Below are 14,069 nucleotides of genomic sequence, written 5' to 3'. Positions count from 1 at the left end.
TGGTTTATTGTAGCATACGCAAAAAAGCTGCCGAATTCGACAGCTTCCTTAGTAAAGATATTATTTCCAAAGTTTATGCACAATTCCGTGAGCAAACTGCTTGTCATAACCATTCTTGGTTAAAAATTTAATTGCGTCTGCTTTGTCGCTTTCAACGTTTTTTCTAGAATAATTCGTCATCATGTCATTATGGAATTCATGATATTCTTCATTGCTTGCATCTGAATCTATGTCTCTATAATATTGCATCATCTATTCGCCTCTCCAGAATTAAAAAGGTACGTTTTAATATTTATATATCTTATTTGATAATACTAATTACATTGAAAATGCTTCCTGCATAGTAGTAACACGGTGTTATTTTATAATTTTCTTAAGAAAAAAGCTGCCGAATTTCGACAACTTTTCTTTTGAGATATTCTGTTATGTCTGTTTGTTTACTTATTTACCGTTTTTCTTATTTCTTCTATTATGTGCAGTCGCTTTCCTGCGTCTCTTAGAAGTTGCAGCCAAGCCGGTAAGTCCTAGTGCAGCAGCTAAACCACTCATTACTTTTGCAAACTCATTATGCTTTTCGCCAGTTTCTGGTAAAGTCTCTTCATTATTTGTATGAGTGACCTCAGTAGTAGTTTGACTTTCTTCGGTTACGCCACTTGTTTCAGTTGAAACAGTTTCTGGTGTTGTCTGTTCAGTCACTACATTTGTTTGAGGAGCTACTTTAGAAGTTCCCTTCTTAGGTTCTACAGTATCGTGTGGCTCTACACTTTCCTCTTCTTCAGTGAATTCCGGTTGATCTGGGTATTCAGAACCTGGATCTTCTTCTGGAAGTGGAGCAGGATCTTCTGGATCAACTGGATCTGGAGTAGGTGTTGGGTCCGGATCTGGGTCTGAAGTTGGAGTTGGATCTGGTGTAGGTTTTGGATCTGGGTCTGTACCTGGATCAGGCGTTACTGAGTTGGCTTTGTAAATTACAGTATTTTCTTTGTCCAAATTATCATCAAAATTATCATTAGTCACTTCGATTGTGTATGGCCCTACTTCTTTTCTATCTGGAGTGTAACCAGGAATATCTGGACTCGTTACAGTTACGAAGGTTTGAGCCAATGTCCATTCGCCGTTCCATGTTTCTTTTTCAGTAAACAAATCTTTCACGCCAGTTTGAGTGAATTTCAATGTAGCTGTGTAATCTTCATGAGCAGTACCGCCACCTTCATACACGTAATGAATAATTTGAGTAACTGCTTTATCACGAGAAATGTTTTCTGTCTCATGAACATAGTATACCGTGTGCTCATGCTTAGAGTCTGGATCAGTTGCTTCAGCTTTTAAGCCGCCGGCTGTTTTACCATTCTCAGGATCTTCTAAAAGAAGATGCTTGCCACTTAAATCCGGACTTTCTTCGGCCGTAAAGTTCGGAGTATTTATCAGCCAGTCTGTCCACGTTGTTTCTCCGGTGAACAGATCTGTTACGCCGTGCTTCACGAATGTAATTGTCTGCGTCTTATCCGTAGCTACTGTTGCTCCGGTTTCCTTGTCTTTGTAGTGGACTACCTGATTTACTACTTCTTCTTTATCTTCTTCGTTTCGAGTTTCATGAACGTAGTATACCGTGTGCTCATGCTTAGAGTCTGGATCAGTTGCTTCAGCTTTTAAGCCGCCGGCTGTTTTACCATTCTCAGGATCTTCTAAAAGAAGATGCTTGCCACTTAAATCCGGACTTTCTTCGGCCGTAAAGTTCGGAGTATTTATCAGCCAGTCTGTCCACGTTGTTTCTCCGGTGAACAGATCTGTTACGCCGTGCTTCACGAATGTGATCGTCTGCGTCTTATCCGTAGCTACTGTTGCTCCGGTCACTTTGTCCTTGTAGTGGACTACCTGCGTTACTAATTCTTTCTGATCTTCTTCGTTCTTGGTAGCGTGAACATAGTATACTGTGTACTCATATTTTGAATCTGGATCTTTTGCCTGAACACCTTTGTATTCACCAGCTGTTTTATCTTCTGACTTTTCTAGCAAAAGATGCTCGGATGTTAAATCAGGACTCGTTACGGCTTCAAATCCGTCTTTGGTTTCTGCTTCCCATGCCCAAGTTGTATTGCCGGTAAACAGATCCGTTACCCCGTGTCCAATAAAATGGATTACCTCTTCAGCATCTGGGGCTACTGTTTCACCAGTCACTCTGTCTACATAGTGAATCACGCGCTTTACGTCTTCGACTCTGTCTTCTTCGCTTTTGGTTTCATGAACATAGTATACCGTGTACTCATGCTTAGAGTCTGGATCAGTTGCTTCAGCTTTTAAGCCGCCAGCTGTTTTGCCATTCTCAGGATCTTCTAAAAGAAGATGCTTGTCGCTAAGATCTGGACTCTCTTCGGCTGTAAAGTCTGGAGTCTTTGTCAGCCAATCCGTCCACGTTGTTTCTCCGGTAAACAGGTCTGTTACTCCGTGCTTCACGAATGTAATTGTCTGCGTCTTGTCTGCAGCTACTGTTTCTCCGGTCACCTTGTCTTTGTAGTGGACTACCTGCGTTACTTTTTCTTCTTGATCTTCTTCATTCTGGGTAGCGTGAACGTAGTATACCGTGTACTCATGCTTAGAGTCTGGATCAGTTGCTTCAGCTTTTAAGCCGCCAGCTGTTTTGCCATTCTCAGGATCTTCTAAAAGAAGATGCTTGTCGCTAAGATCTGGACTCTCTTCGGCTGTAAAGTCTGGAGTCTTTGTCAGCCAATCCGTCCACGTTGTTTCTCCGGTAAACAGGTCTGTTACTCCGTGCTTCACGAATGTAATTGTCTGCGTCTTGTCTGCAGCTACTGTTTCTCCGGTCACCTTGTCCTTGTAGTGGACTACCTGCGTTACTTCTTCTTTTTGATCCTCTTCGTTTCTCGTAGCATGATTCAAGTAAATATAAATATCTTTATGATCTTTTGAAATCACAATATTAGATAAATTTTTGTGGTCAACAGAAATAGTAACACCCGGGATTTCTGAACCTATCGTTACAAATACATAGTTTTCATTTGCAAAGTTCCACAGATTTTCAATAGAATATGTACCATCTGCAATTAAGTCAGCAAAGTTTTGATATTTAAGTTCGACGCCATCACTTGGCAAAAGACTTGTATCATCTTTATTTACACCATTAACATCCACATAGTGAATAGTAATGTCAGATTTTTCTTCCCATGTAATGGTATTTGGTGTATAAGTCAGAATTGGCTTAGAAGGTAATTCTTCATTAAATGTAAGATCTGGAATATCGCTTGAGTATGTTACCCATCCAGAACCTACCGCATCACTGAAGCGAACCTTAATTCTATCACCATAAACTTTAAATACTCCAGTTCCATAAATTTTTCTTTTTGCAATTTCGTCTTTATCTTCACGATTTGCAAGTTCATCAGGTTGTGCATCCCAACCCAAGTAATTTTTAATTTTATATTCTGCTTTTTCTCGAGTAGTATTCCAAAGTTTCATACCTTCTTCAACTAACTTATCTAGAGTTTTTCCATTGTTTAAGTCGTCAAAGAAATTAATATTAATGTCAGAATAGAGAACATCTCCACCAGATTCACTCGAAGGAAGATGCATTGCACCACTACTATTCTCGCCTTTGTGTACCGTTACCTCAGATTCCGGTAATGAAATACCTTCACCACCATAACTGTTATTCTTATCATTAATTATTTGAGCTTTTTCAATATAATCATGACCTAGCCCTTCACTATTAAGCGATCCAGCAACAAAATATGCATTTTTGTCAAGTTTAACTACTTTGCCATTAGAATATAGTTGCAGATCCATAGTTACACCATCAGAATTTATATACCAGAATCCATCAGCTGGATTATCTGTTAAATAAATACCAGGATTTCTACCAGAATTATACTTAGGGTTATAAGTCCAATCACTAAAAGTAATTACAATTTTATCAATTGATTGTCCATTATACGAAGTATGCTTTAAGTTTGTATATGTAGCAGAGAACAGCTCACCTGATATTGATTCGTGTTGTACAATAACGAAATGTGATAAAAAGTCTCCTGGTTTCCAATTTTCCCCATCATTTTGAGTGACATATTGATTTTTGGATGTAATTTCTACTTTTGCTTCGTCTTCATCACCAAAAACAAGCCATTGATGCAAAGTAGATGGGTCAGTGTTGTCATCTTTCCACAGGCCATGCGTTTTAAGCTCTTCCTTAAATTTATTAAAATTAGTAAGTGCGCCTGCATATTTTTCAGCTTCTAATTTATAAGCCTCTACTGCATTCTTAATATCCGTAATTTGGTGCTCAGTATAAGTATTTAAATTCTTAATAAGGTCGTCAAGATTAGTAGCATCATCTTTAAATTGCTCAGTATTTTCAACTGTGATTTCCAATCCAAAATCATTCAAATCTTTTTGAATATCTTGAAGTTGTTTTTTTACTTCATCCCAACTAGCATTCTTATTAGCTTCATCAACCTTAGTTTCTGTATCTGTTTTATCTTTATCAACTCGGTCAATCGTAGCACTATTATCTTCTATAGCTACCTTAGTTTCTTTGGTGTCATTTTCTTCATTTGAAGGATTTGTAGTCACTGAATTCTGTCCATCATTAGTGTCAGTGCCCTCTGATGAACTACTATCATCGCTAAGGCTACTATTTATTGGGGTAGCATCCGTAGACTGGTCAACACTGGATTCAGTATTCTCTGAATTCATTACTGAGTTAGTGCCAGTAGATTGAGCATTATTCTCATTTGTTTGAGTGTTTGATGCTCCAGTACCAGTTGCAGTTTCTGCAGAATCAGTACCTTCTGTTGCATCAGTAGTTGTAGCAATTGCAGAATTTATAGATGTTGTATCTGTATCAGATGTTGCAGTATTAGCTTGGTCTGATGATCCATTTTCACCTAAAGTTTCTGCATTATTTTGAGTAGCAGGCTGTGTGTTATCAGTTGTCTGTTGATCTTCAGTTTCACCTTCTTGAACTAAAGTGTCATTAGTTCTTTGTTGAACACTGATTCTTACTTTTGCTTTTTCACTGCCAAGAACATTAGCGCTCTCCACTTCAGCAATTTCATCTTCACGATAGCCAGAAGCTTTAACTGGACGAACGTTTGCACTAGCTGCTATTCCGGCACCTAATAGTACAGAAGCTGTACCAGCAGCAAATTTCTTTGCATTAGGACCTATTTCTTTATGATTCTTATGATTTTTTCTCATCTTCTTTAAGTTCTTTTTAGATGTCATTTTCATGGCCTCCAATTATATACATAGTACGTTAATTATACTTTTGAGATACTTATATTTTATCTTGAAAGCCTTTTTTACAATAGTGACACAGTGTCTCTTTTAGAAAAACTTAAACATTTTTAGTAAGGTCTTATGCAAACAAAAAACGCCATCGAATTCGATGACGTTTCTTAATATAAGATACTCTATTTAATTATTTACTGATTTCTTTAAGTCCAGACTTACGACGTCCCATATTGAACCATGGTGAAACAGTGAAGGCCAAAATATCATTAATGACATAGATCAATGAGTTGATTGCCATAGCCAAGTTGGCATCCCCTTGAGCATAAGTAATGCCCCAAAGAATAAGTTGGAAGATACCACTTGCGGTCCACCAGAAATATTGGTTGTTGTAACGCATGAAGCACATAATTCCGGCAGTAAGTGAAATAGCAAAACTAATTGCATCTACCCAAGGACGTGGATCGTTAGTGAACTTACCAATCAAGAAGCCTGATACTAAGTAAACGAGCAATGTACCAACAATAGCAATAGCCCATTCTTTTGCACCAAACTTTCTCAAGTGGTTCTTAGTATCGTCGTTCCATGATCTAACCGAAATAATGACAGGCAAGTCCAAAGTTGCGATATAAGCAATTTGTTCAAAAATAGAAAGATAATTCTTGGCTGACCAACCAGCATAGATGAAACATGCTGCTGAAATCAATCCTAACCATCCGTTAACTGCCTTAGTAGCATTAATTGCAAGTACGCAAAGTGTCCCCAAAAGCGTACCGATAAAAGTGATCAAAGTTACTGCAGTAATCTTTGATTGAATAAGCAATGCGAGTTGGAAACCAAATGCGAAGAACCATAAACAATAGTTTTGTACTGGCCACCCCTTTAATTGATTCCACAACCAAACAAAATAATTCTCATGTCTTTCCATATAAACAAACTACTCCCTTATTATTTTAGGTCCACAATACTATATATTGTGCCTTATCCGCTCTTTTCTAAAAAGAACATCAATAACTAGTGTAGCAGTCTATTAATTCAATACAAGGATTGACATTTATTTATTTTTTGTTAGTAACACAAATTTTTATTTGTTAAATTTATTTAAATTATATTTCTAATAGTGACAGTGTGTCATATAATGTATACGAGTTATAAATATTACATACTAAGGAGGCGTGCAAATGCTTAAGACAAATAAGACGCAATTTGCTATTAGAAAACTAACAACAGGCACTGGTATCCTGCTGTTAAGTGTTGGTATGGGGATTAATCTATCCTCAAAGAAGGTAGAAGCTGCAGAAACTACTTCTATTCAAACCTCAGAAAATATTCAATCTGAAACCGATACAGAAGTAGCGACGAATCAAGTTGAATTACCTACTTCAACTCAAGAAACTAGCGACACCTCTCTAGTTAATGAACCTTCTAGTGTTGAAGTTAAAGAAACTGTAACAGAAGTACCAGGGACTACAGTAGATACACCAACTGAAGCTGTTACTCCGGAAAAGACGGAAACAATTGAAACTGTTACTCCAGAGAAGGCTGAAACACCAGAAAAGACAGAAACAACTGAACCAGTTCCAGAGACTGAAACGCCGGAGCAAAACACAGAAGCTCAGACTCCTGCAACTATTGCTCCTACTACTCCATCTGAAACTGAAGAAGTTGATACTGATGAAAAATCTCCCGCTGAAAATGACACTGTAACTGAAACAGATAAAGTCACAGAAGAGGACAAATCTGAAACTGATGCAGATAAAGAAGAAAAAGAAGAATCCGATGAAAAATCTGACAAAAAAGATAAAAATGATTGGTTAGATAAATATAGACCTACATGGGATAAAATTGATAATCAAGATGAATTTTTAGGATGGGAAAATATTTTTGGAACGGTAGATTTTATAAAAGTTCCAAGCTCTTCCTTTTTGGATCCTCGTTGGGAATCAACTGTAGGAAAAGAAATTACTATTACTCAAACGGTAAACGGTGTATCACAAGATATCACAGTTAAATATGATGTAGTAATAACCATTAAGCCTCATTTAGAGTGGAACGGTATTTTTCCTACATGGAATAACAACTTTGTGATTACCGATGTCAAAGTCACTTCAAAAGAATATGAAAATGGCAAAGATAAATTTGATGCGGTAGATATTCCTGAAGTCGGCGATGGTTATGAAAATAAAGTCACAGGTACAGTTACAAGTGGCAACGTTTCATCTGATATTGATGTAAGTGCGAATATCAAAGACAACCAAATTCAAACTATTTTATCTGATGAACTTCTTAATAGTATTCTACAAAAAGGTGAAAATGTAACTTTCAATTATACAATTGAAAAAATTGCCATCAAAAAACCTACTTGGAGTGACGTTATTGACGGCGATAATGATAAAAAAGAAGATTGGAATGATATTTTCAAGGACGTTGAATTTGAAGAACGTGACGATGGCGCCTGGAGTGGTAAAGTCACTTTAAACAAAGATATCATTCAAATTATCAATGGATCACAGAATACACAAACAATCGGCAAAGAGATTATTATTACTATTAAGCGTGACGGTAACACTAATCAGTTCAAAATCAGTACTGTAAAGGATACTGGTTGGTCATCTCTTGGATCTATAGATATTTCTAAGCCAGGTCACACCTACGACAAAGATCAGGTATCTGCTTCTATTAACGATAATAAATTCACGGACTTCACTATCGAGAATGATGCTCTTACACCTAATCTCAATGGTATCAAGTTAGAAAATAATAATAACTCAGTCACTATCAACTACACTGTAGATTACAAGCCTGACTTATCAGGCGTGACTTTGCCTGACGGCTTTGACAAGGATGACTTGGAAAAGCAGCCTGACGGCACTTGGACTGGCAGTACCACTACTAATAAAGTAATTACACAGACTGTGAACAACGGCGCATCTAACCAAGTTACTTTATCTCAAGCTGTTTCAGTTACTCTTACTTGGAACGGAAGTAAGTGGGAAGTTGATGATAAGACTGAATACACAACCTCAAATAATTCAATTAACATTAATAAACCAGGCTACACTTACGATAAAAATCAGGTGTCTGCTTCTGTTAACAATAATGCATTCATAGACTTTACTGTAAAAGATGACGGCACAATCACAATTACTGCTGATGCTAATATTTGGAACACTCTTAAAGACAACGATACTATCAACTACACCGTTGATTACAAGCTTGATTTAACAAACGTGACTTTGCCTGACGGCTTTAATAAGGATAACTTAGAAGAGCAACCTGACGGTTCTTGGATTGGCAGCACTACTATTGATAAAGTAATTACACAAACTGTGAACAACGGAGCATCTAACCAGATTACTTTGTCTCAAACTGTTTCAGTTACTCTCACTTGGGATGCAGACAAACAAGAATGGGTCGTTAATGATAAGACTGAATACACAACCTCAAATAATTCAATTAACATTAATAAGCCAGGTTACATTTATGACAAAGTGTCCGCATCTATTAACAATAATGCATTCACGAACTTTGAAGTTAATGCAGATGGCACAATCACAATTACTGCCAATGCCGATATTTGGAACACTCTTAATGACAAAGATACCATCAACTACACTGTTGATTACAAGCTTGATTTAACAAACGTGACTTTGCCTGATGGCTTTGACAAGGATGACTTGGAAAAGCAGCTTGACGGCTCTTGGTCTGGCAGCACCACCACTAATAAGGTAGTTACACAGACCGTGAACAACGGAGCATCTAACCAGGTTACTTTGTCTCAAATTGTTTCAGTTACCCTTACTTGGAATGAAAGTAAATGGAATGTTGAAACTGAGACTGACTACCATGTCACAGACAACGAGTCAATCAACATCAATAAGCCAGGCTACACTTACGACAAAAATCAAGTGTCCGCTTCTATTAACAATAATACATTCATAGACTTTACTGTCGAAGATGACGGCACAATCAAAGTCAATGCCGATGCATGGAACAATCTCAATGACAAAGACGTAATCAACTATACCGTTGACTACAAACTGGACTTATCAGGCGTGACTTTGCCTGATGGCTTTAATAAGGATGACTTGAAAGAGCAGCCTGACGGTTCTTGGTCTGGCACCACCACCGCTAATAAAGTAGTTACACAGACTGTGAACAACGGTGAATTTAACCAAGTTACTTTGTCTCAAACTGTTTCAGTCACTCTCACTTGGAACGCAGATAAATGGGACGTTAAGCATGAGACTAAATACCAAGTCCAAAACGACAACCCAATCAATATTAACAAGCCAGGTTACACTTATGACAAGGTATCTGCTTCTGTTAATAATAAAGACTTCAACGACTTTAAAATCAAAGATGACGGCATAATCATAATTACCGCTGACGCTTGGAACAGCCTTAAGGACAAAGACACCATCAACTACACTGTTAATTACAAGCTCGATTTAACAAACGTGACTTTACCTGATGGCTTTAACAAAGATGACTTGAAAGAACAACCTGACGGTTCTTGGACTGGCACCACTACTAATAATAAAGTAGTTACGCAGACTGTGAACAATGGTGAGTCTAACCAGGTTATTTTGTCTCAAACAGTTTCAGTTACACTTACTTGGAATCAAAAAGGACAAAGATGGGACGTTGTTGACAAGGCTGAATACAAAGTTCTAGACAACAATCCAATTAATATTAATAAGCCAGGCTACACTTATGACAAATTGGTCGCTTCTGTTAACAATAATGCATTCACAAACTTTAAAGTTAATGCGGGTGGCACAATTGCAATTACTGACAATGCTTGGAATAGCCTTAAGGACAACGACACTATCAACTATACCGTTGACTACAAACTGGACTTATCAGGTGTAACCTTGCCTGACGGCTTTAACAAGGATGACTTGAAAGAGCAACCTGACGGTTCTTGGACTGGCAGCACTACCACTAATAAAGTAGTTGTACAGACTGTGAACAACAGAGATTCTAACCAGGTTATTTTGTCTCAAACAGTTTCAGTTACACTTACTTGGAACGGAAGTAACTGGGACGTTAAGCATGAGACTAAATATCAAGTCCAAAACGACAATCCAATTAACATTAATAGACCAGGCTACACTTACGACAAAGTGTCCGCTTCTGTTAACAATAATGAATTCACAGACTTTATCGTTGAAGATGATGGCACAATCACAATTACGGATGCTGCTTGGAATAGCCTTAATAACAACGACACTATCAACTATACCGTTGACTACAAGCTTGATTTAACAGGCGTAACTTTACCTAATGGCTTTAACAAAGATGATTTAAAAGAACAACCTGATGGTACTTGGGCTGGCACTACCACCACTAATAAGGTAGTTACACAGACCGTGAACAACGGTGAGTCTAACCAAGTTACTTTGTCTCAAACTGTTTCAGTTACACTTACTTGGAACGCAGGTAAGCAAGAATGGGAAGTTAAAGCTGATACTAACTACCAAATCCAAGACCAAAAACCAATCAACATTAATAAGCCAGGCTACACTTATCAGGTGTCTGCTTCTGTTAACAATAATAAATTCACGGACTTTACTGTCAAAGACGGCACAATCACAATTACTGATGATGCTTGGAACAGCTTTAATAACGGCGACACCATCGACTACACTGTTAAATACGACCTTGATTTAACAGACGTAGAGTTGCCTGACGGCTTTGACAAGGATGACTTGGATAAGCAGCCTGACGGTACTTGGACCGGCAATATCACTACTGATAAAGTCGTTACACAGACTGTGGGCAACAGAGTTTCTAACCAGGTCATTTTATCTCAAATAGTTTCAGTTACACTTACTTGGAACGGAAGTAACTGGGACGTTAAACATGAGACTAAATACGAAATCAAAAACGACAATCCAATTAACATTAATAAGCCAGGCTACACTTATGACAAAGTATCCGCTTCTATTAACAACATTAATGCATTCGCAGACTTTATTGTTGAAGATAATGGTACAATCACAATTACTGATAATGCTTGGAACAGCCTTAAAGATAAAGATGTCATCACCTATACCGTTAACTACAAGCCTATCACGCCTCAACCTGGTACAGTAACTACTCCTGACAAGGATGATAATATCTGGTCAGACACAAATGTCACAGATAAAGAAAAAGATGATATTTTCGATAAAATTGAAAATGATGGTCTTAATTGGTCACAAAACGAAGATGGTACTTGGTTTGCAAGCATTTCCTTTAATAAGCAGCTTTCACAATCCATTACTGGTAATATGATCGATAATCCATTAAACACTAACTTGGATATTACTAAGACAGTTACATTGATCGCTGAACTTAAAGGTGACAAATTCCATATTACTAGCGTTCAATCAGGCAAATGGACTAGCACTGATGACTTAGAACACGAATTGCCTGCATCCGATAATAAATATGATATTTCTGCTTCTGTTAACGGTACTAACCACACAGGATTAAAAGAAGAAGTTGAAAATATCAATACAATTCCGGGTCTTAATAATGACTTGATTCAAAGTATCATTAACGACCATGAATATGGTTCAATTCTTGCTTTAAGTTATGTCATTAACGCTAACTCAGGTTCAATCGATGCTGATCCTAATAGGCCGGCAGAGCCTGACACTCCTAATGTCGACCCTGACATAGGTGTAACTCCAGATGATAGTAAGCCTGCTGAACCTGATACTCCTAATGTTGACCCTGATATGGGCGTAACTCCAGATGATAGTAAGCCTGCTAAGCCTGATACTCCTAACGTTGACCCTGACATGGGCGTAACTCCAGAAAATCCATCTAATCCAGGTTATAATGACGGTTCAAATAACTCAGGCAACAATTCTGGCTCAAGTGATTCAACTGAAAACACTGAACCTAAACCAGAAGAATCACCAAAAGATGAGACAAATGTAAATGATTCTATTCGTCCACTTCCTGAAAAGGTAGATGATGATAAGAATTCAAATCAAAATACTGATTCTTCTCAATCTAAGAGTGACCAGAATAACACTGTTACAAGTGGCAATACTGCAAATAAAAAAGCAGTTGTTGTCCCACTTTCAGAATCATCAGTTGTTTCTCAAAGCAATAACGTTACTGATGATTTAACGACAGCTAAAATCACTGACCAAGCAACCTTGCCACAAACTGGTGAAGAAAATTCTAAGTTGACTACGATGGGAATCATCATGGCTGGACTTGCTAATGCACTCACTACTTTAGGTATGGCTATCAAGAAAAAGAAAAACTAATAACTTGTTTTCTCTTGTAATGACTAAATAGCCAAAAATAAAACCGTTATCTAAATATTTCAATGTCATTAAGTTAAGGCATTGACAAATTTTAGAACCGAATCATTTTGATTCGGTTCTTTTTATTTTGCGTGGGTCTTTCTTTTTACCTTGAAAGGTCTGATAACCATGAAAAGCCCTCACACTGATATTTTAGAATGCCTTGATCAGATTATCAATGACACTGCCACTCATATTCATGATTTTATTGATTCAGAAAGTGCGTTTACTAAAAGACGTAAACTCACCGCTGTCGAGACGATTAAAACAACGATTAACATGCAAGGTAATTGCTTAGATAAAGAATTATTTGATGCTTTTGGCAATAATCAAAACAAACTAATGAGCTCATCTGCTTACGTCCAACAAAAAAGCAAACTTTCACCAGCATGTTTCAAACATATTTTTCAGACTTTAAATCATAAATTAGCTTTAACCAACTTGCTTGATAATAAATATCGTGTTTTCGCTATTGATGAATCTGATTTCAATCAAAGTTGGAATCCTAAATCCAAAAATACTATAAAATCGTCGTCGAGTAAGAATAAACCATATTGTCAGTTCCACGCCAACATAATCTATGATCTTATGAATAATACTTACCAGGATTGTATTGTCCAACCTAAAAAGCAAATGGATGAGCGCAGTGCAGCGATCGAAATACTCAAAGAACTAGATGTAGGACCGTGCGTGTATTGTCATTATGGATCGTGGATACACAGGCTTTAACATGATTGAAAATTGCAATCGACTCAAAAATTGTAACTATATTATTCGTACCAAGGCAAATAACGGTGCAATCAAAGAAATACAGGCATTGCCACAACAGGAATGTGATCAATTGATTCAATGTCATGTTACTACATCAGGTCATTATTACGAGACACATAGGCAAGAGCCGCATCTTCACTGGTTAAGACATTTCAATCATCAATATAAAGAATTCCGTTCAAAGAATACTCAGGACAGTCGTTGGGATTTTGAACAGTTCTGCTGGATTAAGTTTCGAGCTTGTAAAGTAAAAATCAATGATCCAGAGTCAGGAAAAGAGACATGGGAAGTATTAATAACTAACCTAGATAGAAATGAATTCCCAATATCTAGGATCAAAGAATTATATCATTTACGTTGGGGGAATCGAGAGTTCGTTTAGAAAATTAAAATATGATATTGGAAGCATTCAATTTCACTCTAAGCAAGACAAGTTTATTGAAATGGAACTCTATGCACATTTAATTATGTTCAATGTTGTTAGTCAGATCAGTATTCAAGCACATGTACCTCAGCAGAAAACTAAGTATCGTTATACCGTTAATTTCAAAATGTCTTGTATGGTAATTCATAGACAATATTGCCAAAATAACTATAGTTTCGAAGAAATATTATTAGAAATTGAACGATATGTAATTCCTATTAGAATGGGAAGAAAAGACCAACGTAACATAAAACTGAAGTGAGACCCAAAAGTTAGACACTTTTGGGTCTTTTATTATGACTAAATTTAATAAAGAACAA

The 14,069-nt window shown here is 37.1% G+C and carries 4 protein-coding genes and 1 pseudogene; 2 read left to right on the top strand and 3 right to left on the bottom strand.

Annotated features, from left to right (window positions below):
• Positions 1-60 precede the first annotated feature (60 nt).
• From RDN22_RS06665 to pnuC, 3 genes are all read right to left on the bottom strand, one after another.
• Complete coding sequence (locus RDN22_RS06665) at positions 61-252, bottom strand: hypothetical protein (RefSeq protein ID WP_308556905.1); 192 nt, start codon at positions 250-252, stop codon at positions 61-63.
• Between the two features lie 189 nt (positions 253-441).
• Positions 442-5,235 carry a hypothetical protein gene (locus RDN22_RS06660; protein WP_308556903.1) on the bottom strand — a complete coding sequence of 1,598 codons (4,794 nt, stop codon included), beginning with the start codon at positions 5,233-5,235 and terminating at the stop codon, positions 442-444.
• Positions 5,236-5,431: 196 nt separating this feature from the next.
• Complete coding sequence (gene pnuC / locus RDN22_RS06655) at positions 5,432-6,169, bottom strand: nicotinamide riboside transporter PnuC (RefSeq protein WP_308556901.1); 738 nt, start codon at positions 6,167-6,169, stop codon at positions 5,432-5,434.
• A gap of 253 nt (positions 6,170-6,422) precedes the next feature.
• On the opposite strand from pnuC, the gene RDN22_RS06650 reads away from it, so the two are divergent.
• Together RDN22_RS06650 and RDN22_RS11375 are read left to right on the top strand one after the other, a co-directional pair.
• Positions 6,423-12,515: an LPXTG cell wall anchor domain-containing protein gene (locus tag RDN22_RS06650; RefSeq protein WP_308556899.1), complete on the top strand. Its 6,093-nt coding sequence runs from the start codon at positions 6,423-6,425 to the stop codon at positions 12,513-12,515.
• A gap of 168 nt (positions 12,516-12,683) precedes the next feature.
• Positions 12,684-14,011: pseudogene (locus tag RDN22_RS11375) on the top strand (IS4 family transposase).
• The last annotated feature ends 58 nt before the right edge of the window (positions 14,012-14,069 follow it).

This window comes from uncultured Lactobacillus sp., from assembly GCF_902491705.1.
Classification (GTDB): domain Bacteria; phylum Bacillota; class Bacilli; order Lactobacillales; family Lactobacillaceae; genus Lactobacillus.
The sequence above is the reverse complement of the archived record's forward strand: the minus strand, read 5'-3'. Positions and strand labels throughout refer to the sequence as shown.